Origin of the sequence: Bradyrhizobium erythrophlei (assembly GCF_042430365.1) — a bacterium.
GTDB lineage: Bacteria > Pseudomonadota > Alphaproteobacteria > Rhizobiales > Xanthobacteraceae > Bradyrhizobium > Bradyrhizobium erythrophlei.
This window is the reverse complement of sequence record NZ_JBHMET010000154.1, coordinates 92870-117361: the sequence shown is the minus strand read 5'-3', so window position 1 is coordinate 117361 and position 24492 is coordinate 92870. Positions and strand designations below refer to the sequence as shown.

Below are 24492 nucleotides of genomic sequence, written 5' to 3'. Positions count from 1 at the left end.
TCCGGTTCCGCAGCCTGCAAAACCATGCTACCCGGCTGCCTTAACAGCCAAGGATTTCCAGCATGACCGAGCAGCTTCGCCGCGTGACCCGCGCTCTGTTGTCCGTTTCCGACAAGACCGGACTGATCGACTTCGCCAAGGCGCTTGCCGACCACGGCGTCGAGCTGGTCTCGACCGGCGGCACCGCGAAGGCGATCGCAGCGGCAGGCCTGAAGGTCAAGGACGTCTCCGAGCTCACCGGCTTCCCCGAGATGATGGACGGCCGGGTCAAGACGCTGCATCCCAAGGTGCATGGCGGCCTGCTCGCGATCCGCGACAACAAGGAGCACGCGGCGGCGATGCAAGCGCACGGAATCGCGCCGATCGATCTCCTCGTCGTCAACCTCTATCCGTTCGAGGCAACGGTCGACAAAGGCGCCGGCTTCGAGGAGTGCATCGAGAATATCGACATCGGCGGCCCGGCGATGATCCGCGCCGCGGCGAAGAATAATGATGACGTCGCCGTCGTCGTCGAGGCTAACGACTATCAGGCGGTGCTCGACGAGCTCGCCGCGCACAAGGGCGCAACTTCGCTTGGCCTGCGCCGGCGGCTTGCCGCCAAGGCCTATGCCCGCACCGCAGCCTATGACGCCGCGATCTCGAACTGGTTCGCAAAGGAGCTCGACACCAAGGCGCCGGACTTCCGCGCCTTCGGCGGCAAATTGATCCAGTCGTTGCGCTATGGCGAGAACCCGCACCAGACCGCGGCATTCTACGCCACGCCGGAGAAGCGGCCGGGCGTCGCCACCGCGCGGCAATTGCAGGGCAAGGAACTGTCCTACAACAACATCAACGACACCGACGCGGCCTATGAATGCGTCGGCGAGTTCGATCCGAACCGCACCGCGGCCTGCGTCATCGTCAAGCACGCCAACCCCTGCGGTGTCGCCGAGGGTCCCGATCTCGCCACCGCATATGCCCGCGCGCTGGCCTGCGACTCGACCTCGGCCTATGGCGGCATCATCGCTGTCAACCGCACGCTCGATGCGGACGCCGCACGCGCCATCATCGGCATCTTCACCGAGGTGATCATCGCACCCGACGCCACCGAGGAGGCGATCGCGATCATCGCCGGCCGGCGCAATCTGCGCCTGTTGCTTGCCGGCGGCCTGCCGAACCCGCGCGCTGTCGGTCTCACTGCCAAGACGGTGGCCGGCGGCCTCCTGGTGCAGAGCCGCGACAACGCCGTGATCGAGGACATGGACCTCAAGGTCGCGACCAAGCGCGCGCCGACCGACGCCGAGCTGAGCGACCTCAAATTCGCCTTCCGGGTGGCAAAACACGTGAAGTCGAACACGATCATCTACGCCAAGGATCTCGCCACTGTCGGTATCGGCGCGGGCCAGATGAGCCGCGTCGATTCGGCGCGCATCGCCGCACGCAAGGCGCAGGATGCCGCCGCGGAGCTGAAGCTTGCTGAGCCCCTGACCAAGGGTTCGGTGGTCGCCTCCGACGCATTCTTCCCGTTCGCCGACGGCATGCTCGCCTGCATCGAGGCCGGCGCCACCGCGGTGATCCAGCCCGGCGGCTCGATGCGCGACGACGAGGTGATCAAGGCCGCAGACGAGCACGGCATCGCCATGGTGTTCACCGGCGTCCGGCATTTCCGGCATTGATCTGATCAGTAGCCCGGATGGAGCGCAGCGAAATCCGGGGCCTTGCTCCCGCGGAGAGACTGCCCCGGATTGCGCTTCGCTCCATCCGGGCTACGAATTATCCCACTCCCGCACTCGCGCAAGCAGCGCGAGGCCGACCAGGAAGAACGCCACCAGCACGGCCATGCCGGCCTTCTGGCTCGCGGTCGCGGCCGTGATCGCGCCGATCAGGAGCGGGCCGATGAACGACGTCACCTTTCCGGTCAGTGCGAACAGGCCGAAATACTGCGCGATGCGGTCCTTCGGCGCGAGGCGGATCAGGAGCGAGCGCGAGGCGGCCTGCAACGGGCCGCCGGCGGCACCGATCAAGCATCCCAGCACGATGTAGGCACGCTCGGCCGCGCCGGCGAACAGCGGGCCGCCTGGCACAGGCGGCGCGACCGGCACGAACAGGATCGAATCCTTGTTCACGAGCAAGATCGCCACGATCGCCAACAGCAGGATCAGCATGCTGCCCGCGATCACACGCTTCGGTCCCAGCGCATCGTCGAGCTTGCCGCCGAGCCACGCGCCGAGCGTGCCGGCGACCGCCAGAATGATGCCGAACGTGCCGATGCGAATCGTATCCCAGCCGAACGTGCCGGCGGCATAGATGCCGCCGAAGGCGAACAGCGACACCAGCCCGTCGGTGTAGATCATGTTCGCCAGCAGAAATAGCGCGAGCGATCGCTGCTTCGGCAATCCGGCAAGCGACTGCCGAAGCTCGCGCAGGCCTTCGCCGAGCGCGTCCCGGATCGGGCGCTTCGCCGGATAGTCCGGCGTGAACAGGAACATCGGCATCACGAAGACGATGAACCACAGCCCGGTCAGCGGTCCGGTGATACGGTCGCCCTGATGTGAGACGGGATCGAGCCCGAACAGCGGCGTGAAGCCGAACAGCGTGCGCCCGGTCTCGACATTGGCCGCGAGGAAGCCGAGCACGAGGATTAGACTCAATATGCCGCCGATATAGCCGGTGGCCCAGCCGGTGCCGGACAGCCGCCCGATCTTCTCCGGCGGCACCAGCGTCGGCATCATCGCATTGTTGAAGACGGTCGCGAATTCGACCCCGACGCTTGCGACAGAGTAGGCGAGCAGCAGCCAGGGAATCACGTCGGCATCGCCCGGCTTGCCGATCCACATGGCGCTGGCGCCGATCACGAGCAGCGCGCCGAAGCCCGCGATCCACGGCTTGCGGCGGCCGCTGGCATCGGCAATGGCGCCGAGCACCGGCGACATCAGTGCGATGGCAAATCCGGCCGCGGCCGTGGCAAAGCCCCATAGCGCCTGCCCGCTTGCGGCATCAGGCGCGACGAAGCTGGCAAAATAAGGCGCGAACACGAATGTCGTGATCAGCGTGAAATAAGGCTGCGCCGCCCAGTCGAAGAAAATCCAGCTGATGACAGCGGTGCGGCCCGGATACGGCCTCCTCACGTCCGCGCCCGCCTGGCTTGCAACTGCCGTCATTGCCACAATATTCCTCAGGTCAAATCACAAACAGGCGTTTTGCCTGCCGAATCCGTTTCCATATAGCATGCGACGGCTGTGCGGGCCTTTTTGCGACATGTCCCATCGGTGATGGGCAGGACGGGAGTTTCGATGGCAAGTACAACAATGTCGCGAAGGCTTTTTCTCGCGCTCTGTCTGGCAATCGCGTCCTTCGCACCGGTCCTCGGTCAAGAGCAACGCCGCTTCTACACGCCGCCGAGCCCCGGCACGATCGCCAGCATTCCTGCCGAAAGCGGCATGGTGGTGGCGCAGGAAAGGCTCGCCGCCCAGATCGGCGCCGACATTTTGCGGCAGGGCGGCAATGCGGTGGATGCCGCGGTCGCCACCGGCTTTGCGATGGCGGTGACCTATCCGCGCGCCGGCAACATCGGCGGCGGCGGCTTCATGCTGATCCATCTCGCCAAGAACAGCGAGGACATCGCCATCGACTATCGCGAAACCGCACCGCAGGCGATGACGCGCGACGTCTTCCTCACCGACGGCAAGCCCGATCCCGACAAGTCGCGCAACTCGGCGCTCGGCATCGGCGTGCCCGGCACCGTGGCAGGTCTCGCGCTCGCGCTGGAGAAATATGGCTCCGGCAAGTTTACGCTGGCGCAGATCCTCAAGCCCGCGATCGATCTGGCGCGCGACGGCTTCGTCGTGACCGATGACACGGCCGACACGCTGTCCGACATGTACCGGCGCATGTCGCGCTGGCCGAATTCGGCCAAGACATTTTCGCATGCCGACGGCACGCCGCTGCACGAGGGCGATCGCCTGATCCAGGGCGACCTCACGGCAACGCTGACTGCGATCGCCGAACAGGGTCCGCGCGGCTTCTACGAGGGCGCCGTTGCCGAGAAACTGGTCAAGGGCATCAGGGCGGCCGGCGGCATCATGAGCCTCGACGATCTGAAGGCCTATCAGGCCGTGATCCGCACCCCGGTGCGTGGCACCTATCGCGGCTATGACATCGTCTCGATGCCGCAGCCTTCCTCCGGCGGCGTCGTGCTGCTGGAGACCTTGAACATCCTCGAAGGCTTTCCGATTGGCGACCTGAAGCAGGGCTCGGCTGCCTCGCTGCATGTGATGATCGAAGCATTGAAACGCGCCTTCGCCGACCGCGCGCGCTATCTCGGCGATCCCGCCTTCGTCGACGCGCCGACGCAAATCCTGACCGCCAAGGACTACGCCGCGAAGCAGCGCGACAGCATCGACCTCGCCCGCGCCACGCCCTGGATTGACGTGCGCAACGCCCGACAGGTGCGCGAGGGCAGCAACACCACGCACTATTCGGTCGTCGATTCCAGCGGCAACGCGGTCAGCAACACCTACACGCTGAACTTCCCCTACGGCGTCGGCCTCGTCGCCGAAGGCACCGGCGTGCTGCTCAACAACGAGCTCGATGATTTCACCGCCGCGCCTGGCGCCTCCAACGCCTTCGGCCTGGTCGGCTTCGAGGCCAATCTGCCGGCGCCCGGCAAGCGGCCGCTGTCCTCGATGTCCCCGACCATCGTGCTGAAGGACGGCAAGCCGGTGCTGGTGACCGGCTCGCCCGGCGGTAGCCGCATCATCTCGGTGGTGACGCAGATCATTGTCGACGTCATCGACTACAAAATGGATATCGCCGCTGCAGTTGCCGCGCCACGGGTGCATCACCAATGGCTGCCCGACGAGGTCAAGTTCGAACGCGGCATTCCGGACGACGTGCTCGCCGAGCTGAAGGCCAAGGGGCACACGCTGGTCGAGCCGCTCGGCTACTCCTCCGCCAATTCCATACTCGTGACGCCCAACGGCCTGCTCGGCGCCCCCGATCCGCGCACGCGCGGGTCCGAAGCGGCGGGGCAGTGAAACGTAGGGCGGCAAAGCGACCCGGTCCGCCGTAGCTCGAAGGCGGAAGCGTGCCCAGCCTCACGTGCACCACGTCAGGCAGCGGGCATGGCGCAAATGCACCTTTGCTCGCCTCAAGGCATCGCGGTAAGTTGACGGCCTCCGCGCAAGCCCGGCTGCGGGTTCAAAAATGCCGGCCAGAGGTTCTTCCGGGGGAACGCGCATGAGCACGGCCGAACCATCCAGGGCGATGGAAGTCGCCGAAATTGAGGACACGAGCCTTCTCGCCTTCTATCGCGACATGAACCTGCCGGAACGGCGGACGTTCTGGGCCTGCGCCGCGGGCTGGGCGCTCGACGGCATGGACTTCATGATCTATCCGCTTGTCATCGGCACCATCATCGCATTGTGGAAGGTCGATGCCGGCACCGCGGGGCTCGCGGGCACGGTGACCTTGCTGTCATCGGCCGTGGGCGGTTGGCTCGGCGGCTATCTCTCCGACCGGATCGGGCGGGTGAAGACGCTGCAATTCACCATCCTCTGGTTCTCCTTTTTCTCGCTGGTCTGCGCTGTCGTGCAGAATTTCGATCAGCTGCTGGTTGCCCGCGCGCTGCTCGGCCTCGGCTTCGGCGGCGAATGGGCGGCCGGAGCCGTGCTGATGGGCGAAGCGATCCGGCCGCAATATCGCGGCCGCGCGGTCGGCTCGGTCCAGTCAGGCTGGGCGGTCGGCTGGGGCCTCGCGGTGCTGGCGCAGGCGGTGCTTTTCTCGGTCCTGCCGGCGGAGAGCGCCTGGCGCTGGATGTTCGTGATCGGCGCGTTTCCGGCGCTGCTTGTGTTCTATCTCCGCCGCTACGTCACCGAGCCGGAAATCTCCGCCACGGCGCGGGCGCAGCAGCAGGCCGCCGGCAGCGGCCCCGCACTGTGGGAGATCTTTGAGGGCCCGATCCTGAAGACCACGATCCTGGCGTCGCTGGTCGGGACCGGCATGCAAGGCGGCTACTACGCGATCACCTTCTGGGTGCCGCGTTTCCTCACCACCGAACGCCAGCTGTCGGTGGTGACCTCGACCGGCTACCTCGCAACGCTGATCATCGGCTCCTTCGTCGGCTACCTCGTCGGCGCCTGGCTCGCCGACCGCATCGGCCGGCGCAACCTGTTCCTGATCTTCTCGCTCGGCGCCATCGCTGTCGTGCTGCTCTACACCCAGCTGCCGCTGTCGAACGAGGTGTTGTGGGTGCTGGGCTTCCCGCTCGGCTTCTTCGCCTCGGGCTATTTCTCAGGCATGGGCGCGTTCCTGACCGAGCTCTATCCAACGCGGCTGCGCGGCTCCGGCCAGGGCTTTTGCTACAATTTCGGCCGCGGCGTCGGCGCGCTGTTCCCGTTCCTGGTCGGCGCGCTCTCGACCACGACATCGCTCGCCAACGCGATCGCGATCTTCGCGGTGGCGGCTTATGGCGTGTTCTTCCTGGCCGCCTACGCGCTGCCCGAGACCCGCGGGCGCGTGCTGCATGCGGATACGTAGGAGCACAGAGGCGCGATGACGATGCCGCCTGCTCCGCCTTCGCCTCTCCCTTTGTGGGAGAGGCACAGGCCGCCTGCGGCGGCCGTCACTAGAAGAACACCGAAGCGGGAGCTTCGGCTATGTTGCATCGCTAGATGCAATCCGGGTGAGGGGTCGCGGTCTCTCCGACGCGCGCGCCGTGCGGAGAGATACCTCTCACCCCAGCCCTCTCCCACAAGGGGAGAGGGAGCCGTCGTCTCGTGCGTCCCTCACAGGAGGCTTCCATGACATCCCTCAAAGGCAAGACGCTGTTCATCTCGGGTGCGAGCCGCGGCATCGGGCTTGCGATTGCGCTCAAGGCCGCGCGTGACGGCGCCAATGTCGCGATTGCGGCGAAGACCACCGAGCCGCACCCGAAGCTGAAGGGCACGATCTACACCGCCGCCGATGACATCCGCGCCGCCGGCGGCAAGGCGCTGCCGGTGGTTTGCGATATCAGGGACGAGGCACAGGTTGTCGCGGCGATCGAACAGACCGTCGCCGAGTTCGGCGGCATCGACATCTGCGTCAACAATGCCAGCGCCATCAGCCTGACCACCTCGCAGGCGACCGACATGAAGCGGTTCGACCTGATGATGGGCATTAACACCCGCGGCACCTTCATGGTCTCGAAATATTGCATCCCGCATCTGAAGAAAGCGGAGAACCCCCACATCCTGATGCTGTCGCCGCCGCTCGACATGAAGACAAAGTGGTTCGAGCATTCGACCGCCTACACCATGGCAAAATACGGCATGAGCATGTGCGTGCTCGGCCTTGCCGGCGAGCTGAAATCCGCCGGCATCGCGGTCAACGCGCTGTGGCCGCGCACCACGATTGCGACCGCCGCGGTCGGCAATCTGCTCGGCGGCGACGCCATGATGCGCGCCAGCCGCACGCCCGACATCATGGGCGACGCGGCCCATGCCATCCTCACAAAACCGTCGCGCGAGTTCACCGGGCAATTCTGCATCGATGATAAGGTGCTCTACGCCACCGGCGTGCGCGACTTCGAGCCCTATCGGGTCGACCGCAGCGTTCCCTTGATGATCGACTTCTTCGTGCCCGATGACGACGTGCCGCCGCCCGGCGTCGAGGTGCGACCGCTGCCATCGGTCGGCGGCGCGCAGACGTCGCGCTGAAACGCGACGCGGGGGCGATGCGTGGGCTGGAAGTCACGGACGTCAGCCGCATTGGTGCTGCTCGCGGTGCCTGTCGCTGCGGCGGCTTATTTCCGGGTCGACCGTGCGATTCACGTCGCCACCGGCGTGGTCGCGCATAACGTTTGCTCCAAGACATTCGTCTCCGGCTTCGATCCGGAGACCGTGTTTGCCGAGACGATGGAGCGCGAGGGCCTGCGCCGGCTGCGGCGGGTGCTGGCATTCCGGATCGATCCCGCGGCGAAGACCGTCGATGCGTCCGCGTTGGGACTATCGAGCCGCGCCGCCTTCCATGAGGGGTTCGGCTGCGTCCTCCTGAACGGGGCGACGCCGCCGTATCTGCCGAAGAGCGACCTCGATACGATGAAGAAGCCCAAGGCACCGCCATTGCTGCCGGAGATCGCAAGTCCTGAGATCGTCGAGCCTGATGATCCAGCGCTGAAGGCGGCACTCGATCACGCCTTCGAGGAGCCCGCCGAACCACCGTTCCGCCGCACCAAGGCGGTGGTGGTCGTGCACGACGGCAAGGTGATCGCCGAGCGCTATGCCAGGGGCGTCGGCGTCGACACGCCGCTGCTCGGCTTCTCCATGACCAAGTCCGTCGTCAACGCACTGATCGGGCTCTTGACCCAGCAGGGCCTGACATCGCCATCGCTGCCGGCGCCGATTCCGGAGTGGCGCGGCGCGAGCGATCCACGGCGCGAGATCGAGGTCGAGCATTTGCTGCGCATGACCACGGGGCTTGCGCTTGACGAAACCAACTCCGGCTTCGATCCCTCGAGCCAGATGATCGCGCTTGAGCCCGACATGGCCGCCTTCGCGATCGGGGCGCCGAGCGTCGGACTGCCGGGCAAGCGCTGGCACTATTCCAGCCCGACCACGCTGATCCTGTCGCGGATCATTCGCGATGCCACCGGCGGTCCCGAACAGGCGCTCGCCTTCGCCTGGCGCGAGTTATTCAATCCGCTCGGCATGCGCAACGTCACGCTGGAGGTGGACGGCGCGGGCACGATCATCGGATCGACCTACATGCTGGCCAGCGCCCGCGACTGGGCGAAGTTCGGCCTGCTCTATCTCAATGACGGCGTGGTCGGCGGCAAACGCATGCTGCACGAGGACTGGGTGGATTTTTCCGCCGCGGCGACGCTCGGCACCGACTATGGCGCGGGCTTCTGGACCAATCGCAGCGAACACCCGAGTGCGAAGGGGCGCGTGCGGCTCGGCATGCCGCGCGATGCGTTTTTTGCGTCTGGCGATCTCGGCCAGCGCATCGTGATCATTCCGACGCAGCGGCTCGTGATCGTGAGGCTCGGCGACAGCGTCGATCCGACTGGCGACATCCGCGGCCTCGCACGGCTGGTGAAGGACGTGATCGCGGCGGTGCAGCCGTAAGGCTACACCGCCGACGCGTTCAACTGCGCGCGCCAGTGCTGCACGCGCTCCTTGAGGATCGTATCGCGCACATAAAGCAGCTCCTCATCCTTGAGCCGCTCCAGCGTTTCCAGCGAAAGGCTCGGCTCGCCGTGGGTCGCCCACGCGCGCTGCAGCTCTGCGTTCCGATGATCGCCCATGCGCAGCGAGAACCAGATCCGGTTCTGGATTTTTTCGAGATCGAGCGCCCGCCCGACCCAGACCTCACCGGTCGCAGCGCAGCGGATCGCGAACACGCCGGCGACGCTCGGTCGTTTCTTGTAGTCGGCAATGGCAAGCTTTCGTGCGTCGGCCTTCATGGCTGGGTCCTCCCAATCAATCTTTCATATTTATATCCGGGTATTATTGACAGCGCAAATTAAATCCGGGTAAAACATAACCAATCGCCACCCGACAAGATGACCTGACATGAACACGACCTGCCATTTGGAGCCGACCTATTTGGAACCGACCTGGGACGCCGGCCGCGCCTTCGCACAGCGTGGGATCGCCGGCGAAGTGGTCATGCTCAACCTGCTGCGCTTCCGGGAGATCGCCGATTATGCGGCGAGCCCGGAGCTCGCGCCGCCGCAGCCGATATCAGGCGCGGAGGCCTATGATCGGTACGTCGCACACACGCTGCCGCTGCTGCGCAAGAGCGGCGGCGACCTCTTGTTCATGGGTGAAGGCGGCCCGTTCCTGATCGGACCTGAAGGCGAGCGCTGGGATCGCGCAATGCTCATTCGGCAGAAGAGCACTGGCGCGTTCCTCGCCTTCGCGATGGCGGAGGCCTATCTCGCCGGCATCGGGCACCGCACGGCGGCGTTGTCGGACTCGCGGCTGCTGCCGCTGGTCAAGCTGCCGCGATGACAATGGCGTTATCGACCGACCTGGTACGGTCCGCCCTTTTCCAGCGCGCGGGCATAAGCCGGGCGCGCATGGATGCGCTCGAGGAACGCGACGCATTTCGGATGTCCGTCCTCGAGCCCGCCGCGCGCGGCCGCCGCTTCGAGCGGAAAGCTCATCTGGATATCGGCGCCGGAAAATTCGCTGCCGGCGAACCATTCGCTCTTGCCGAGTTCGCCTTCCCAATAGGCCATGTGCTGCTTGATCTGCGGATTGACCAGCGTGGCCAGCGCCTGGTTGGAGACCTTGCGCACCAACGGCCGCAGCAGCGCCGGCGCACGCTTCGGCATCAGCGTGAACAGCAGCTTCAGCAGCAGCGGCGACATCGCCGAGCCCTCGGCGTAGTGCAGCCAATAGGTGTAGCGCAGCCGCTCCGGCGTGCCAGCCGGCGGGATCAGCCGGCCGTTGCCATAGGTGCCGATGATGTATTCGAGGATCGCACCGGATTCCGCAACCGTGTTGCCGTTGTCGGTGATGACGGGCGACTTGCCGAGCGGATGGATCGCCCGCAGCTCCTTCGGCGCGCGCATGTCGGGCTGGCGCTGGTAGCGCACGATCTCGTAGGGCACGCCGAGCTCCTCGAGCAGCCACAGCACGCGCTGCGAACGTGAATTGTTGAGATGATGAACCGTCAACATCTGGCGTCCCCCGAATTCTTGTCCTGTCGCGCCGCGCTTGGTGCCAGCCGCGCGCGACAAAGTCGAGATGGGCTTACGACGGAGGCCGGCTGCGCATCATGACAGCGCTGATTTACCCGGATAATATATCCCTAGACTGGAGCCCTTCCCGATGAACCCGGCTTACGTGGCCTTCGAAGGTGAGCGTCGCATTGCGGCCGGCGAGCTGCGCGACGTCGTCAGCGCCGTCAAGCAGCGGCTCGATCAGCGCAAGGACGCCACGATCCTGGTGTTCGACGGCCGCACCTCCGCGCTCGTCGACGTCGATCTCCGCGGCTCGATCGACGACGCGCTGGCGCGGCTGCCTAAAGCGGATGCTCCCGTCGCCGATGAAGCGCCGGCTGCAGCAGCGCCGCGCGGTCCCGGCCGCCCCCGGCTTGGCGTCGTCGCGCGCGAGGTCACGCTATTGCCGCGGCACTGGGACTGGCTCGCGCAGCAGAAGGGCGGCGCATCGGTCACGATCCGCAAACTGATCGACGACGCCCGGCGCAATAGCGGCGACAAGGATCGCACCCGCCTCGCCCAGGATGCAGCCTATCGCTTCATGACGATCATGGCCGGCAACCGGCCGCATTACGAGGAGGCGATCCGTGCGCTGTTCGCGCACGACCGGAGACGCTTCGCCACGCTGATCGCGGACTGGCCGGCCGACATCCGCGATCACGCCGTCAAGCTCGCCTACAGCGACCACGACGACTAGCGCGCTCAACGCGACACGCTCGCGCAGCGTCACTCACAATCAAGAAGGACAGCGCGCGAGACGCCGTCGCGCCCTGATCACTGCAAGATCGACCTCCCTGGAATCTGAACGTGTCAAATACACCATCCCTTCGAATCGCATTTCTGCGCTTCCTCGCGCCGATGATGCTGAGCAACATCCTGCAGTCGTTGTCCGGCACCATCAACGGCATCTTTCTCGGACAAATGATCGGGGTTGACGCGCTTGCGGCCGTCTCGGTGTTCTTCCCGGTGCTGTTCTTCTTCATCGCCTTTGTCATCGGCCTGAGCGCGGGCGCCTCCGTCATGATCGGCCAGGCCTGGGGCGCGGGCGAGCCTGACAAGGTCAAGGCGGTCGCCGGCACAACGTTGACGGTCGCGCTGCTGCTGTCGGCCGCAATTGCGATCCTTGGCGGCCTGTTCAGCCGGGAGCTTCTGACCGCGCTCGCCACGCCGGCAAACGTTCTCGATGCCGCCAATTCCTATACACGGATCATGATGATCACGATGCCGCTGACTTTCGTCTTCATCCTGATCACGGCAATGATGCGCGGTGTCGGAGATACCGTGACACCGCTGCTCGCGCTGGCGGTGTCGACGGTGATCGGCCTGGTCGTGACCCCGGCCTTGATCCACGGCTGGTTCGGCCTGCCCACGCTCGGCGTGGCGAGCGCGGCCGTTGCCTCGGCCGTGTCGAACCTGCTCACGCTGGCTTGGCTGCATTTCCAGCTGCTTCGGCGCAAGCATGCGCTGGCGTTCGATGCCACATTCCTGCACGCGATGCGGCTCGATCGCGCGCTGCTGCGGACAGTGCTGCGGCTCGGCATTCCGACCGCGATCGGGATGGTCGTAGTATCGCTGGCCGAGTTGGTGCTGCTCGGCCTCGTCAACGGATTCGGCTCCGACGCCACCGCCGCCTATGGCACCGTCAACCATCTGATCGGCTACGTGCAGTTTCCAACGATATCGATTGCAATCTCCGTCTCGATCTTCGGCGCGCAGGCGATCGGCCGCGGCAATTCCGGCCAGATCGGCGCCATCGTCGGCACCGGCCTTGAAATGAACCTTGTCCTGACCGGCGGGCTGGTGGCGCTCGGCTATCTGTTCTCCCGTCCGCTGATGGGCTTCTTCCTCGTCGACGGCTCCGTCATCGAGCTCGCGCAGGAGCTGCTCCACATCTCGCTGTGGAGCATGATCCTGTTCGGAATGGCGACGGTGTTTTCGGGCGCGATGCGCGCTGGAGGTACGGTCTGGATGCCGCTCCTGATCTCGGTGATCGCGATCACCCTGGTCGAGATCCCGACCGCAATCGTGCTCAGCCGCGCCATCGGCATCAAGGGCCTCTGGTTCGCCTATCCGATCACCTTCGCGACCATGTTCGTGCTGCAGATGGCCTATTACGGGCTGGTCTGGCGCAAGCGCACGATCGCGCGCCTGATTTGACATCGCATCAGGCTGCTCACATGATGATTATCATACTGCAACCGCCCCCGCGCGTCGGACCACGCCGCGCTGGAGGCGGAAAACCAAGCGCCGAGGGGAGACCGCCGTGAGCCAGAATCCGCAATTCCTGTTCGATTTCGGCAGTCCCAATGCCTTTCTGAGCCATGAGGCGATCCCGGCGATCGAAAAGCGCACCGGCGTCAGGTTCGAATATGTGCCGATCCTGCTCGGCGGCATCTTCAAGGCCACCAACAACAAATCGCCGGCCGAAACGCTCGCCGGCGTCAAGAACAAGCCGGAGTTCCAGAAGATCGAGACCGAGCGCTTCATCAAGCGCTTCAACGTCAAGCCCTATGCCTGGAACCCGTTCTTCCCGGTCAACACGCTGAACCTGATGCGGGCCGCGGTCGCAGCCCAGCTCGAGGGCGTGTTCGAGCAATATGTCGAGGCGGCGTTCCACCACATGTGGGTTGAGCCGAAGAAGATGGACGACCCCGAAGTCGCAGGCAAAGCCATCGCCTCTTCCGGTCTCGACGCCGCAAAACTGTTCGCACGCGCGCAGGATGCCGATGTGAAGGCGAAGCTGATGGCAAACACGCAGTCCGCCGTCGAGCGCGGCGCGTTCGGCTCGCCGACCTTCTTCGTCGGCAACGAGATGTTCTTCGGCAAGGAACAGCTGCGCGAAGTCGAGGAAATGGTGTCGGGGAAGTAGCCACCGTCATTGCGAGCGAAGCGAAGCAATCCATCTCGCCGCGTGGAAGCATGGATTGCTTCGTCGCTTCGCTCCTCGCAATGAGGTGTTGAGGAGCACGAACCATGCAGAAGCGAAACGCCACCTGTGCCGTGGTCGGTGCCGGCGACTACATCGGCGCCGAGATCGTCAAGAAATTCGCCGCCGAAGGCTTCACCGTGTTCGCCGGCCGGCGCAACGGCGAGAAGCTGGAGCCGCTGGTGAAAGAGGTCGAGGCCGCCGGCGGCACGATCTTCGGCCGCTCGCTCGATGCGCGGAAGGAGGAGGAAGTCACGGCCTTCCTCAACGACGCCGACAAGCACGCGCCGCTCGACGTCTGCATCTTCAATGTCGGCGCCAACGTCAACTTCCCGATCCTGGAGACCACCGACCGCGTGTTCCGCAAGGTCTGGGAGATGGCCTGCTGGGCCGGCTTCGTCACCGGACGCGAGGCGGCGCGGCTGATGGTGCCGCGCGGCCAGGGCAACATCTTCTTCACCGGCGCGACCGCGAGCGTGCGCGGCGGCAGCGGCTTTGCCGCGTTTGCCAGCGCCAAGTTCGGCCTGCGCGCGGTCGCCCAGGCGATGGCGCGCGAGCTCGGGCCAAAGAACATCCACGTCGCACATCTGATCATCGATTCCGGCGTCGACACCGCCTGGGTGCGGGAGCGGCGCGAGCAGATCTGGGGCAAGGAGGCCCTCGACAATCCCGATCTCCTGATGCCGCCGGCCTCGGTCGCGGCGTCCTACTGGCAGCTCTACCAACAGCCGAAGAGCGCCTGGACGTTCGAAATGGAGATCCGCCCGTTCGGCGAGAAATGGTGACGTTTCACGTCTTCGTCATGGCCGGGCTTGACCCGGCCATCCACGTTCTTTCTCCTGCTAAAGTTAAAAACGTGGACGCCCGGGACGAGCCCGGGCATGACGGGCAACGACAAGGCCCGACGGAACAGGGCCGTCCAACGATGGAGAGTAAACCATGCGCGTTCTCGTGGTCGGCGCCGGCGCGATCGGCGGTTATTTTGGCGGCCGGATGCTTGAGGCAGGCTGCGACGTCACCTTCCTGGTGCGACCCAGACGCGCGTCCGAGCTCGCATCGGCCGGTCTCGTCATCAAGAGCCCGAACGGTGACGTCACGCTGAAGAATCCGCCGACGGTGCAGGCCGACAAGCTCACTGACACATTCGACGTCGTGCTGCTGAGCTGCAAGGCGTTCGATCTGGATGACGCGATCAAGTCCTTTGCGCCCGCCGTCGGCGACAAGACCGCGATCATCCCGCTGCTCAACGGCATGCTGCATCTCGACGTGCTCGAGACGAAGTTCGGCGCCGCGCGCGTGCTCGGTGGGCTCTGCGCGATCGCAGCGACCTTGAACGAGGCGCGCGAAGTGGTGCAGCTCGCGCCGATGCAGTCGCTGAATTTCGGCGAGCGCGATGGGAGAATGTCGGATCGGGTGCGCGCGATCGTGGAGACCTTCGCCGGCGTCAACGGCGCGGCCGCCAGCGAGCACATCATGCAGGGCATGTGGGAGAAATGGGTGTTCCTGGCCTCGCTCGCCGCCTCCACCAGCCTGATGCGGACCTCAGTCGGCAACATCCTGGCGGCGCCCGGCGGCAAGGATTTTCTGCTCGGCATCCTCGATGAGTGCTCCGCGATCGCCGCCGACGCCGGCCACGCCCCGGGCGGCCCGTTCTTCCAGCGCACCCGCGGGCTGCTGACGGCCGAGGGCTCGCCGATGACCGCATCGATGTTCCGCGACATCAAGGCGGGCCTGCCGGTCGAGGCCGATCACGTGATCGGCGATCTGATCGTCCGCGCCGACGCCGCAAAGATCCCGGTGCCGAAGCTGCGCACGGCGTACACGCACCTCAAGGCGTATGAGAAGCAGCGGCTTAGTTAGTTCGTAGCCCGGATGGAGCGCAGCGAAATCCGGGGCCGTTCGTGCCGCTGATGCAGGAGTCCCGGATTGCTCTTCGCTTCATCCGGGCTACGCGTCAAAGACGCGCCAGGTAATGCGCGAGCGCGGCGATCTCTTCATCGCTCAGAGGATAGGCGACATCGGCCATCGCGGCCTGGGCGCCGCCGGAACGTGCGCCCGACTTGTAGTCGCGCAGCGCCTTGACGAGATATTCCTCGCGCTGGCCGGCAAGCCGCGCTACCGCCTTGGTGCCGACATAGGTGTCGATGTGGCATGAGGCGCAGCGGCGGCCTGCCGCGGCCTGCTTGCCCTTCTCCGACAGTTCCGGATTGTCGTCCTTGCTGCCCTTGAACGGCGGAAGCTGCGCGAAATAGGCGCCGAGATTGCGGATGTCGTCATTGCTGAGCTGCTCGACGATCGGCCGCATCTGCTCGTTCTTGCGCGCGCCGGCGCGAAAGAACTCGAGCTGCCACTGCACGAACTGATCGAGCTGGCCCGCGAGCGAGGGAATGTTCTCGGTCTGCGAGATGCCGTCCTCGCCGTGACAGCCTGTGCACATCACCGCCTTCTCCTTGCCGGCGGCGACGTCGGCGGCGCGCGCAACCGGCGTCAGCACAAGTGTCGCCGCCACCACAATTCCGAAGGATGCAACGCGCATTGCCGGTTTCTCCGCGTGTCATTGCCGGGCCCGGCCCGGCAATCCATCTCGCTTGCAAAAGGGTTTTTCATTTGGATGGATGACCGGATCAAGTCCGGGCATGACCAGTTTGTTTCGTTGCAACCTGCCCAACCACGTGAATGAGGCTGCGGCGACCTCGTCGGCCACCGCAGCCTCATTGGCCGTTCCGTCGTTACTTCTTGCTGTAGCTGATGCGATAGATCGCACCGGCCCAGTCGTCGGCGACGAGGATCGAACCGTCCTTGTCGAGCAGGATGTCAGCGGGACGGCCAAGATAGCCCTGGTCGCCCTCGATCCAGCCGGAGGCGAACACCTCTTCCTTCGCGTTCTTGCCTTCGGGGCTGGCAGTCACGCGCACGATGCGACCGCCCTGGTACTTGTGCCGGTTCCAGGAGCCGTGCTCGGCGATCAGGATGCTGTTCTTGTACTCGGCCGGGAATTGGCTGCCGGTATAGAACTTCATGCCGAGCGGAGCGACGTGGGCACCGAGATTGAGCACCGGCGGGGTGAACTCCGAGCACTTGTGACCCATCGCGAACTTGGAATCCGGCAGGTTGCCCTGGTGGCAATAGGGATAGCCGAAATGCTCGCCGAGCTTGTTGATCATGTTGAGCTTGTCGCTCGGCAGATCGTCGCTGATCCAGTCGCGCGCATTTTCGGTGAACCAGTATTTGCCGGTGCGCGGATCGACGTCGCCACCGACCGAGTTGCGCACGCCAAGCGCATAGACTACCGCATTGCCGGTTTTCGGATCGACGCGGCGGATCTGCGACACCGAGGTCGGGGGGATGCCGATATTGAAGGGCGGGCCGAACGGCAGATAGAACCAGCCATCCTTGTCGACCGCGATATATTTCCAGCCATGCGCGGCGTAGGACGGCATGTCGTCATACACCACCTTGCCGCTGCCGAGATTGTCGAGATTGGCTTCGGCGTTGTCGTACTTGATCAGCTTGTCGACCGCGATGACGTAGAGCGCGCCGTCGCGGAACGCGAGGCCGGTCGGCATGTTGAGGCCCTTGAGGATCGTCTTGACCTCTTTCTTGCCGTTGTTGTCCTTGATCGCATAGACATTGCCGAGGCCGAACGAGCCGACGAACAACGTACCCTTGTCGCCCCACGCCATCTGGCGCGCGGCAAGCACGTTCGAGGCATAGACCTCGATCTTGAAGCCCGGCGGCAGCTTGATCTTTTTCATCATGACAGCAAGTTCGGCATCCGATGCGCCGGTCGGCGGACCGGACGGCGGGGCAACGCCCTTCTGCGCCTCAGTCTCGTCACCGAGGAACCAGTCATCCGGCGGATGCGTCCAGAATTCCTTGGTACCCGATTCATATTTCTTCAGCGCCCGGTTCTTGTCCATCTGCTGTTGCTGCGCATTGGCGAAGCTGGTCCCCGCCAAGAGTGCGATCGCCGCGAACGCAAGTATCGATCGATTGAAAGCCGATTTCATCGCGTCACTCCCCTATGCAAGCCGTTGCAGCTTGCTGCCTGTTATTGATTTTGAACGCCTTGAGAGACGAATTGTGGCGGTCTGCGAGGTAGGTCAGACGACAAAATGGTAGCACATCCAACGAAGCTGAGAAGCGCAGGCCCTGTGGTGCACTACAGTCAAAACAAGTTGAGGCGAAATTTTCGCGCGCGCGATGTGTTTGGGAAAGAGGCACTCGCGTTGCAGCGCAGTATTCGCGCGAAGCGAGCGGTTGTGGTGTTCGATATGCTCGCGCGAGCATCGCATCGGCGTGCTGCCGGCGGCCAGGCACAACGATGCGGAAGACGGCACCGCCGGGTCGATCGTGCGACAAACAGAAGCATTGCGTTGGGCGTGTACACGACGACCTTGCGCGCGATGGCGCCTGGTCGATTGATCGGCCAACCACCCTGCATCGCGCACAATGGAAATGCGTGCGACCGAACGAGCGCGGCTGCCGCGTCTGAGTCGAGCGGAAGGTACGGGCGACCCGGACCCCGAAAAGCAAAAAGCCCGCGTCTGACGGCGGGCCTTGGTCGAACTGTCAGCTCGGGCCGGCGGGAAATCTGGAGCGGGCGAAGGGGCTCGAACCCTCGACCCCGACCTTGGCAAGGTCGTGCTCTACCACTGAGCTACACCCGCATCCGAGATGGCGGCGATCGCTCGCCGGCAACGGCAGACCTATGCCAAAAGCGGCCGGTGAATGCAACACAAGAGCACGGTCTTGAGCCGGCGAAATCGTCTGAATTTCTTAAAAAATGTGCTCGAATCGGCCCGAAACCAGGCGCGGTCACATTTTCTTGGCCGTTGGGCGGGGAACCGGCCTACACGACCATCGTATCGCGGAGCGATTCGAGCCAGGTCTCGAACCAGCCGGCCAGCGTCCGCGTCAGCTCGGTGCGCTGCGCGGCCTCGCAATCGAAGGTCGCCCACCATTCGACAAAGGCCCTGTTACCATCGATCACGGGCGTTACGCGCAAAGTGGCCCGGAAATCCGTGATCGGCAGGGTCGGAGGACCGGCAAATTCGTAAGATTGGAAGCAATCGACGTCGGATTGCGCCACCAGCCGCTGCCGGATTTGCCGCTCCCGATAGAGCACGTTGCGCACGGCACCGATCGTGTCGCCGGACTTGCCGTCCTCGATCTCGCTGCTGCCTGCGCCATGGACCCAGACCGGGTAATTGTTGAAATCGCGGATGATTTTCCAGACATTGCCGGCCGGCTGCTCGAACACGGTGCTGTAATAGGCCTTGGCCATGGTGCGCTTTCCTCCCGATTGGCTTTGCGCATCATGGGGCGGGCCGGGCGGCCGGCCCACCCGATATCAGATGGAACGGGAAGGCCGCCAAACGATTGAAATTTGCCATCCGACCGCCATCTAGCTCGACAGAACCGCTGAACCCGGCGTTCCGGCCGTGCTAGAACGCATCCGGATTTTCCGACCCCCATTCGCGAGCAGCAGGCGAGGATCACGTGACGATAGTTGAGCAGGGCGGCTCCACGCCGCAGGCAGCGCCCGATCTGATCAAGGAGACGACGACCCAGACCTTCGTGAAGGACGTCATCGAGGAGTCGCGGCGCCAGCCGGTCATGATCGACTTCTGGGCGCCGTGGTGCGGCCCCTGCCGCCAGCTCACGCCGATCCTTGAAAAGGCGGTGCGCAACGCCAAGGGCCGGGTCAAGCTGGTCAAGATGAACATCGACGAGCATCCGCAAATCCCGGGCCAGATGGGCATCCAGTCGATTCCGGCCGTGATCGCCTTCGTGGGCGGCCAGCCCGCCGACGGCTTCATGGGCGCGGTGCCGGAGAGCCAGGTCAACGCCTTCATCGAGAAGATCACCAAGGGCGTGCCGGCCGCCGGCGAGCCCAACCTTGCGGAGATCCTGGCCGAGGCCGAAGCCGTGCTGGCGGAAGGCGATGCGTCGGCGGCCGCCCAGATCTATGCCGAGGTGCTGGCGCATGACGCGACCAATATCGCCGCGCTTGCGGGCCTCGCCAAGTGCTACCTCACCACTGACGCGGTCGAGCAGGCCAAGCAGACGCTCGCCATGGTTCCGGAATCCAAGCGCAACGACGCCGCGGTGAAGGCCGTGCAGGCCGCGATCGATCTCGCCGAGCAGGCGCAGTCGGTCGGCCCGGTCGCCGAGCTCGAACAGAAAGTCGCCGCAAACCCGCTCGATCATCAGGCGCGGTTCGATCTCGCCACCGCGCTGAATGCGACGGGCAAGCGCGTTGAGGCGACCGAGCAGTTGCTCGCCATCGTCAAGCGCGACCGCAAATGGAACGACGATGGCGCGCGCAAGCAGCTGGTGCAGTTCTTCGAGGCGTGGGGCGGCACCGATGAGGCGACCGTCGAAGGACGCAAGCGGTTGTCGACGATCCTGTTCTCGTAACGCGCGAGAAGATCGCGCGTTGGCTTCTTGCTTGAGCATGACCTTGTCGGAAAACCGCGACGCACCTTTCCGGATCATGCTCAGGCCGCGCCTCTAACAGCAGCGGGACAGCAGATGCCGATCAATGCCGAATATCGCGGACCCGGCGAGCTTCCCGAAGTGATCCCGGTGTTTCCGCTGCCGGGCGCGCTGCTGTTGCCGCGCGGCCAGATGCCGCTCAACATCTTCGAGCCGCGCTATCTCGCGATGGTCGACGACGCCCTGCGCGACGGCCATCGCCTGATCGGGATGATCCAACCCGACGTGACGCATTCGCCGAACGAGGCCAAGCCGGTGCTGTTCCGGATCGGCTGCGTCGGCCGCATCACCCAGCTCGCCGAATCCGGCGACGGCCGCTACATCCTCGAACTTACCGGCGTCGCGCGCTTCAAGGTGGTCGAGGAGCTGACCGTGCTGACGGCGTACCGGCAGTGCAAGGTCGACTTCTTCTCCTTCACCGACGATTTCACCGCGCGCAAGGGTGAACAGGCGGTGGACCGAAAGGCGCTCCTCGACGTGCTCACCGATTTCCTGAAGGCCAACAATCTCAAGGTCGATTGGGAAGGCATCGAAGCCGCGCCCAACGAGGCGCTGGTGAATGCACTGGCGATGATGTCGCCCTATGGTCCTGCGGAGAAGCAGGCGATGCTGGAAGCGCCCGACCTGAAAACCCGCGCCGAGATCCTGATCGCGATCACCGAGATGGATCTTGCCAAGAAGCGCACCGGTGGCGGCGATCCGCCGGTGCAGTGAGGCCGCTCACTTCAACTCCCGCCGGCCCAGCCAGACGTGAAGCGGAAACGTCAGCGCCAGGGCAAATCCGGCGCTGAGATGGATCCAGCTCATCCATGGCCTGATCACCTCGGAACCGAGGTAATAGAGCCCGAAGGCGGTCACGATCAGCGCAGCGTTGAACGTCGCCATGATCGATCCCGAAATGCGGTTCTTCCGGCTCCGCCACGCGCGCAGCAAATGCATCGGAATCAGCGCGCCGAGCGACAGCAGCGCCAGCATCGCGACGCCGCCATGAACCATCAGCAGGTTCGCAGCGACCTGCTGCCAGATTTCGTCGCCGGCAGCGCTCTTCTGCCAATCCGCCACCAGCCAGCCGGCGCCGGTCAGCACCAGCGCCGCAAAGGCGGCGTACATCGCATAACGAAATGAACGTTTAAGCCGCAAGGTGCACCGCCTGTGGCCAGTCGGACGTGATCTGAACGTCCCCGTCGGCCGAAATCAGCAGGGCGCTGGCCCCGTAATGCGCGAGCAGATCACCGGCATCGGTCCCGGAGATCATCACGACTTTCGTCAGCGCGTCGGCAATCATGCATGAGGGCGCGCGGACCGTGGCGCCGACAATCGCAACGGCCGGCTCGCTTGTGGCGGGATCGATGACCGCCGAAGCGCCCGTCAATGTGCCGTCCACCAGATCAAAACGACGCGCGGTCGACGCCAGCGCCTCGCCGGTCATTTCGATACGCGCGAGCAGGCGCAGCGGGTCGCGCGGATCGCGCAGGTCGACCGTGTACGGCGCCGCTCCGAACACCCGAAGATCGCCGCCGGCATTCACCAGCCCCGCCGGAATGTCGAAACCTTGCAACGCCTCGATGGCGCGATCGACCGCAAAGCCCTTGGCGATTCCTCCGAGATCGATCGCGATCCCCGGAGCGCGCAGCCGCACGGCGTGTTCGGGCAGCAGCGCGATCGCATCGCCGACGCGCGGTTCAGGCGCGACAACCCGATCGCCGTCCAGTCCGGGGAGCAGGCCGATTGCTTGCAACGCCGGTGCAACGGTCACGTCGAAGGCTCCGCGGGACTGTCGATGCATCTCGACCGCCGCCTCGAGGACCTGAAACGTCCAGGGATGAACCCGTATCGGTTGGACATGAGTTTCCCGATTGAGGCGGCTGAGATCGCTGTCGCGCTCATGAAAGCTCATCAGCCGATGAACCTGCGCGACGGCATCGAATGCGGCGTCGATGGCGGCATCCGTCTCGGCGCCGGCGGACGCGACCTCGATCTCCACGAAGGTGCCGAGCAGCGGCCGCGCGCGGCGGGTCCTATCGAAGGCGATTGGCATAGGCGGACAGGATCCTCTTCACGCCCTCGGTGACATGCGTCGACGACAATGTCGCGCCGGAGATATTCCTGATGTCGCCGTTGATCTTGAGCGCGCTGCCGCTGGTCTTGCCGACGAATTGCGCGAGCCAGCTCGGGCTCCTGATCTCACCGCCATAGGATTCCCGGTACTGCAGGATCTCGACCCTGTGCACCGCGCCGCCCGGCGTCAGCGCCACCGCATAGTCGATATACAGGTGCTTGCCGATCACCCGGTCGAAGACCAGGAAGCCCGCGACCTTGCCGCCGGCCTCGGCCTTCCAGACCCGGCCGGCCTGGACCTCGGTGAAATTCGTCGCCGACGGAAACGCCTGCTTCTGCGCCTCCTCGATCGACAGGTACTGAACCGCATAGGCCGGCGAAGCCGCCGACACGATCGCAGCAGCCGGCAGCGTATATCGAACCCAACTCATCTCTCACCAGGCTCCCATCGTTTTCGTCAGGCCGCGGCTCGCGCACGCCCGCGCCGATCTCAGAAGAAGAATCCGACGCCGCCGAGGAACGAGTCCGACATCGCGCCAGTGATGCTCTTGTCGATGACGTGCTGATAGGTCGCCTTCAGCGCGACCTTCGGCGACGGGAACAGCGCGAAGCCGGCGGTGTGGTACTGCCGCTGGCCCGCGCCGGTCGGCAGGTTGGCATCCGTGCCGGCAAAGCCGCCGGTCTGCAGGTTCTGGTACGTGTAGCGATAGAACGGCACCGCCTCCCACTCGTTGTTCAGGATGGTGCCGAGCTGCACGTGATAGGCGATCTCGCCGGAATAGCCGTACATGGACTTGCCGACATTGTTGGTCGGATCGGAATCGTTGTTCGCGCGCAGGTTCTCCGGATGGCTGAAATCCGCGCGGACATACTCGCCGCGAAGCTCGAGGCCGGTCTGGGGGACGCGATAGCGGAACTCGGCGTCGAACATCGTCATGCTGGTGTGGCCGAGGAAATTGCCGAAATCGTCATGCGCACCGCGCGGCGTCAGGTTTGGCGTGTAATAGGCGCTGACGCTGCCGGCGAAGCCCGGCAGGAATGTCGGCGTGAAGTCGAGCCGTCCGGCGACCGCGGTCGCATTGTTGAGCTGCTGGAAGTCACCGAGCGGGGGCCGCGAGAAGCCGAGCCCGTTCAGGCCATCGATACCCGCAGCGTAGGGCGTGCCCGGAAGGGGCACGGTCTTGGCCGCGGTGCGGTTGTCAAAGGAATCGCCGAAGTCCTCGTTGCTGGTGGCAATCATCACCTGATACTTCAGATCTTCAGTGATCGTGCCGTAGACGCTGCTCGACGGCACCTTCCAGGTTGACGGAATGAGGCCGAGATACAGCTCGGGCCGGTTCACGCTGTAGAACTGCGTCGGCTCGTGGTGCTGGTTGATGTAGCCGATCGGTACAAGGTCGATACCCGGCGAACGCCAGTTGAACTGATCGATGATCTTGAAATCGACCCAGATCTGCTCGATCTCGGCCGTGCCATGCAGCTTGTCGTCGTTGTCGAAGCCGGAGCCTGCGTGCTCGAACTCGATCTCTGCGTTGAAGATAATGTTGGGAGTGATCGCATAGGTCGGCAACAGGACGAAGCGATGAGCATCGAAACCCTTCTGCCACTGGCCGTTGGCGGCGGGATTTTGCACGCTCCCGAACTTGATTTCGCCATAGGCTCCGATGCTGAGACCGGGCACCGGTGAATCGACCAACCCGAGAATCGGCTTGTCACTCGCCGACGGAAGCGGCGGGAGCTTCAGCATCGGCTTGGCTGACGTCTCGGCTGACTTGGCCTCGGGCTTGCCCTTCGCGTCCTTCGCGTCCGGCTTGGAGTCAGCGCTCTCCTTCGGCTCGCCGGACGGCGCTGCCGCGGCGTTGGCGCTGCGGACCGAGGCTGCGCGCGGCCCCGGCTTGGCGCTGGCATCCTTCTGCTTCAACTCGGCCTCGAGCGCCTGAATCCGCCGCTCCATCTTGTCGAGCTTCTTCAGCAGCGCCTCGTTCACGCTGTCGTCGGCCGCAGAAACGCTGCCGCTGCCGATGATCGACAGCGCGGTCGCCGCGAGCAACGCCGCGCGCCTGGAATTGCAGCCGCGACCGAATTTTCTTGCACCCAGCCCCAAATAACGATGCGATGACATGCGCCCCCCTTGACGCGCGGACATGGAAAGCCCGCGACATACGGGCGCACGTAGCATCAGCGCGAATCATTTCGGAGAATTTCCGCAATCGAAGTGCGGCCTGACGGTTAGAATCACTCAAGTTTGGAATTAGAATAAGAATAAAGATAAGACTCGATTGATGAGCTACGCTCATTCGACGCCGGAGGCGGATTT

Annotated in this window: 23 protein-coding genes and 1 tRNA gene; 13 read left to right on the top strand and 11 right to left on the bottom strand. The window is 64.6% G+C overall.

Going from position 1 to position 24492, the window contains the following annotated elements:
- Nucleotides 1-62: 62 nt before the first annotated feature.
- Nucleotides 63-1655: a bifunctional phosphoribosylaminoimidazolecarboxamide formyltransferase/IMP cyclohydrolase gene (purH, locus tag ACFFWD_RS23965; protein ID WP_376969170.1), complete on the top strand. Its 1593-nt coding sequence runs from the start codon at nucleotides 63-65 to the stop codon at nucleotides 1653-1655.
- 90 nt (nucleotides 1656-1745) lie between these two features.
- On the opposite strand, the gene ACFFWD_RS23960 is transcribed toward purH, so the two are convergent.
- Complete coding sequence (locus tag ACFFWD_RS23960; protein ID WP_376969168.1) at nucleotides 1746-3140, bottom strand: MFS transporter; 1395 nt, start codon at nucleotides 3138-3140, stop codon at nucleotides 1746-1748.
- A 132-nt stretch (nucleotides 3141-3272) separates the two neighbouring features.
- Here ACFFWD_RS23960 and ggt point away from each other — a divergent pair, with 132 nt between their 5' ends.
- The 4 genes from ggt (at nucleotide 3273) to ACFFWD_RS23940 (ending at nucleotide 9086) form a co-directional block, all read left to right on the top strand.
- Nucleotides 3273-5015 (top strand): gamma-glutamyltransferase, encoded by a 1743-nt coding sequence (gene ggt / locus ACFFWD_RS23955; protein WP_376969166.1) that lies wholly within the window; start codon nucleotides 3273-3275, stop codon nucleotides 5013-5015.
- 202 nt (nucleotides 5016-5217) lie between these two features.
- Nucleotides 5218-6516, top strand: coding sequence for an MFS transporter (locus tag ACFFWD_RS23950; RefSeq protein ID WP_376969164.1), 1299 nt, complete (start codon nucleotides 5218-5220; stop codon nucleotides 6514-6516).
- 263 nt (nucleotides 6517-6779) lie between these two features.
- Complete coding sequence (locus tag ACFFWD_RS23945) at nucleotides 6780-7676, top strand: SDR family oxidoreductase (protein WP_376969162.1); 897 nt, start codon at nucleotides 6780-6782, stop codon at nucleotides 7674-7676.
- A gap of 21 nt (nucleotides 7677-7697) precedes the next feature.
- Nucleotides 7698-9086, top strand: a complete 1389-nt coding sequence (locus ACFFWD_RS23940; RefSeq protein WP_376969160.1) for a serine hydrolase domain-containing protein — start codon at nucleotides 7698-7700, stop codon at nucleotides 9084-9086.
- A gap of 2 nt (nucleotides 9087-9088) precedes the next feature.
- Here the strand turns inward: ACFFWD_RS23940 and ACFFWD_RS23935 are convergent, their stop codons facing one another.
- A complete protein-coding gene (locus ACFFWD_RS23935) occupies nucleotides 9089-9424 on the bottom strand; it encodes a GIY-YIG nuclease family protein (RefSeq protein ID WP_376969158.1) in 336 nt (111 codons plus the stop codon).
- A gap of 109 nt (nucleotides 9425-9533) precedes the next feature.
- On the opposite strand from ACFFWD_RS23935, the gene ACFFWD_RS23930 reads away from it, so the two are divergent.
- On the top strand, nucleotides 9534-9974 hold the full coding sequence (locus ACFFWD_RS23930) for a DUF1330 domain-containing protein (protein WP_376969156.1): 441 nt from the start codon (nucleotides 9534-9536) through the stop codon (nucleotides 9972-9974).
- Nucleotides 9975-9982: 8 nt separating this feature from the next.
- Here ACFFWD_RS23930 and ACFFWD_RS23925 read toward each other — a convergent pair whose 3' ends face one another.
- The gene (locus ACFFWD_RS23925) at nucleotides 9983-10648 is read right to left on the bottom strand and encodes a glutathione S-transferase family protein (protein ID WP_376969154.1); all 666 of its coding nucleotides are present in this window, start codon (nucleotides 10646-10648) and stop codon (nucleotides 9983-9985) included.
- A gap of 151 nt (nucleotides 10649-10799) precedes the next feature.
- Here ACFFWD_RS23925 and ACFFWD_RS23920 point away from each other — a divergent pair, with 151 nt between their 5' ends.
- The 5 genes from ACFFWD_RS23920 (at nucleotide 10800) to panE (ending at nucleotide 15476) form a co-directional block, all read left to right on the top strand.
- Nucleotides 10800-11387, top strand: a complete 588-nt coding sequence (locus tag ACFFWD_RS23920) for a DUF2239 family protein (RefSeq protein WP_376969152.1) — start codon at nucleotides 10800-10802, stop codon at nucleotides 11385-11387.
- Nucleotides 11388-11497: 110 nt separating this feature from the next.
- Entirely contained in the window at nucleotides 11498-12847 is a 1350-nt protein-coding gene (locus tag ACFFWD_RS23915) for an MATE family efflux transporter (RefSeq protein WP_376969150.1), read from the top strand.
- 106 nt (nucleotides 12848-12953) lie between these two features.
- Nucleotides 12954-13559, top strand: coding sequence for a 2-hydroxychromene-2-carboxylate isomerase (locus ACFFWD_RS23910; RefSeq protein ID WP_376969148.1), 606 nt, complete (start codon nucleotides 12954-12956; stop codon nucleotides 13557-13559).
- Nucleotides 13560-13663: 104 nt separating this feature from the next.
- A complete protein-coding gene (locus ACFFWD_RS23905; RefSeq protein WP_376969146.1) occupies nucleotides 13664-14401 on the top strand; it encodes an SDR family oxidoreductase in 738 nt (245 codons plus the stop codon).
- Between the two features lie 154 nt (nucleotides 14402-14555).
- Entirely contained in the window at nucleotides 14556-15476 is a 921-nt protein-coding gene (gene panE, locus ACFFWD_RS23900; protein ID WP_376969144.1) for a 2-dehydropantoate 2-reductase, read from the top strand.
- Nucleotides 15477-15570: 94 nt separating this feature from the next.
- On the opposite strand, the gene ACFFWD_RS23895 is transcribed toward panE, so the two are convergent.
- From ACFFWD_RS23895 to ACFFWD_RS23880, 4 genes are all read right to left on the bottom strand, one after another.
- A complete protein-coding gene (locus tag ACFFWD_RS23895; protein ID WP_376969142.1) occupies nucleotides 15571-16152 on the bottom strand; it encodes a c-type cytochrome in 582 nt (193 codons plus the stop codon).
- Nucleotides 16153-16345: 193 nt separating this feature from the next.
- Nucleotides 16346-17626, bottom strand: coding sequence for a PQQ-dependent sugar dehydrogenase (locus ACFFWD_RS23890; protein WP_376969140.1), 1281 nt, complete (start codon nucleotides 17624-17626; stop codon nucleotides 16346-16348).
- A 585-nt stretch (nucleotides 17627-18211) separates the two neighbouring features.
- Nucleotides 18212-18286: transfer RNA gene (locus ACFFWD_RS23885), tRNA-Gly, on the bottom strand.
- A gap of 182 nt (nucleotides 18287-18468) precedes the next feature.
- Nucleotides 18469-18903, bottom strand: a complete 435-nt coding sequence (locus ACFFWD_RS23880; protein ID WP_376969138.1) for an SRPBCC family protein — start codon at nucleotides 18901-18903, stop codon at nucleotides 18469-18471.
- A 215-nt stretch (nucleotides 18904-19118) separates the two neighbouring features.
- Here ACFFWD_RS23880 and trxA point away from each other — a divergent pair, with 215 nt between their 5' ends.
- Nucleotides 19119-20039 carry a thioredoxin gene (trxA, locus tag ACFFWD_RS23875; protein WP_376969136.1) on the top strand — a complete coding sequence of 307 codons (921 nt, stop codon included), beginning with the start codon at nucleotides 19119-19121 and terminating at the stop codon, nucleotides 20037-20039.
- A 114-nt stretch (nucleotides 20040-20153) separates the two neighbouring features.
- Nucleotides 20154-20831 carry an LON peptidase substrate-binding domain-containing protein gene (locus ACFFWD_RS23870; protein ID WP_376969134.1) on the top strand — a complete coding sequence of 226 codons (678 nt, stop codon included), beginning with the start codon at nucleotides 20154-20156 and terminating at the stop codon, nucleotides 20829-20831.
- 6 nt (nucleotides 20832-20837) lie between these two features.
- Here the strand turns inward: ACFFWD_RS23870 and ACFFWD_RS23865 are convergent, their stop codons facing one another.
- The 4 genes from ACFFWD_RS23865 to ACFFWD_RS23850 are packed head-to-tail and all read right to left on the bottom strand — an operon-like array spanning nucleotide 20838 to nucleotide 24297.
- On the bottom strand, nucleotides 20838-21257 hold the full coding sequence (locus ACFFWD_RS23865) for a hypothetical protein (protein WP_376969132.1): 420 nt from the start codon (nucleotides 21255-21257) through the stop codon (nucleotides 20838-20840).
- Nucleotides 21247-22101, bottom strand: coding sequence for an FAD:protein FMN transferase (locus ACFFWD_RS23860; RefSeq protein WP_376969130.1), 855 nt, complete (start codon nucleotides 22099-22101; stop codon nucleotides 21247-21249). The genes ACFFWD_RS23865 and ACFFWD_RS23860 overlap by 11 nt, the downstream gene beginning before the upstream one ends.
- Nucleotides 22102-22135: 34 nt before the next feature.
- Nucleotides 22136-22606: an FMN-binding protein gene (locus tag ACFFWD_RS23855; RefSeq protein WP_376969128.1), complete on the bottom strand. Its 471-nt coding sequence runs from the start codon at nucleotides 22604-22606 to the stop codon at nucleotides 22136-22138.
- Between the two features lie 59 nt (nucleotides 22607-22665).
- Complete coding sequence (locus ACFFWD_RS23850) at nucleotides 22666-24297, bottom strand: putative porin (protein ID WP_376969126.1); 1632 nt, start codon at nucleotides 24295-24297, stop codon at nucleotides 22666-22668.
- Nucleotides 24298-24492 lie beyond the last annotated feature (195 nt).

Coding starts and splice junctions, on each gene's coding strand:
- ACFFWD_RS23850 (WP_376969126.1), bottom strand. CDS start 24,297: ATGTCATCGCATCGTTATTTGGGGCTGGGTGCAAGAAAATTCGGTCGC.
- ACFFWD_RS23920 (WP_376969152.1), top strand. CDS start 10,800: ATGAACCCGGCTTACGTGGCCTTCGAAGGTGAGCGTCGCATTGCGGCC.
- ACFFWD_RS23950 (WP_376969164.1), top strand. CDS start 5,218: ATGAGCACGGCCGAACCATCCAGGGCGATGGAAGTCGCCGAAATTGAG.
- ACFFWD_RS23905 (WP_376969146.1), top strand. CDS start 13,664: ATGCAGAAGCGAAACGCCACCTGTGCCGTGGTCGGTGCCGGCGACTAC.
- ACFFWD_RS23945 (WP_376969162.1), top strand. CDS start 6,780: ATGACATCCCTCAAAGGCAAGACGCTGTTCATCTCGGGTGCGAGCCGC.
- ACFFWD_RS23880 (WP_376969138.1), bottom strand. CDS start 18,903: ATGGCCAAGGCCTATTACAGCACCGTGTTCGAGCAGCCGGCCGGCAAT.
- purH (WP_376969170.1), top strand. CDS start 63: ATGACCGAGCAGCTTCGCCGCGTGACCCGCGCTCTGTTGTCCGTTTCC.
- ACFFWD_RS23925 (WP_376969154.1), bottom strand. CDS start 10,648: ATGTTGACGGTTCATCATCTCAACAATTCACGTTCGCAGCGCGTGCTG.
- ACFFWD_RS23870 (WP_376969134.1), top strand. CDS start 20,154: ATGCCGATCAATGCCGAATATCGCGGACCCGGCGAGCTTCCCGAAGTG.
- ACFFWD_RS23960 (WP_376969168.1), bottom strand. CDS start 3,140: ATGACGGCAGTTGCAAGCCAGGCGGGCGCGGACGTGAGGAGGCCGTAT.
- ggt (WP_376969166.1), top strand. CDS start 3,273: ATGGCAAGTACAACAATGTCGCGAAGGCTTTTTCTCGCGCTCTGTCTG.
- ACFFWD_RS23930 (WP_376969156.1), top strand. CDS start 9,534: ATGAACACGACCTGCCATTTGGAGCCGACCTATTTGGAACCGACCTGG.
- panE (WP_376969144.1), top strand. CDS start 14,556: ATGCGCGTTCTCGTGGTCGGCGCCGGCGCGATCGGCGGTTATTTTGGC.
- ACFFWD_RS23890 (WP_376969140.1), bottom strand. CDS start 17,626: ATGAAATCGGCTTTCAATCGATCGATACTTGCGTTCGCGGCGATCGCA.
- ACFFWD_RS23895 (WP_376969142.1), bottom strand. CDS start 16,152: ATGCGCGTTGCATCCTTCGGAATTGTGGTGGCGGCGACACTTGTGCTG.
- ACFFWD_RS23855 (WP_376969128.1), bottom strand. CDS start 22,606: ATGAGTTGGGTTCGATATACGCTGCCGGCTGCTGCGATCGTGTCGGCG.
- ACFFWD_RS23935 (WP_376969158.1), bottom strand. CDS start 9,424: ATGAAGGCCGACGCACGAAAGCTTGCCATTGCCGACTACAAGAAACGA.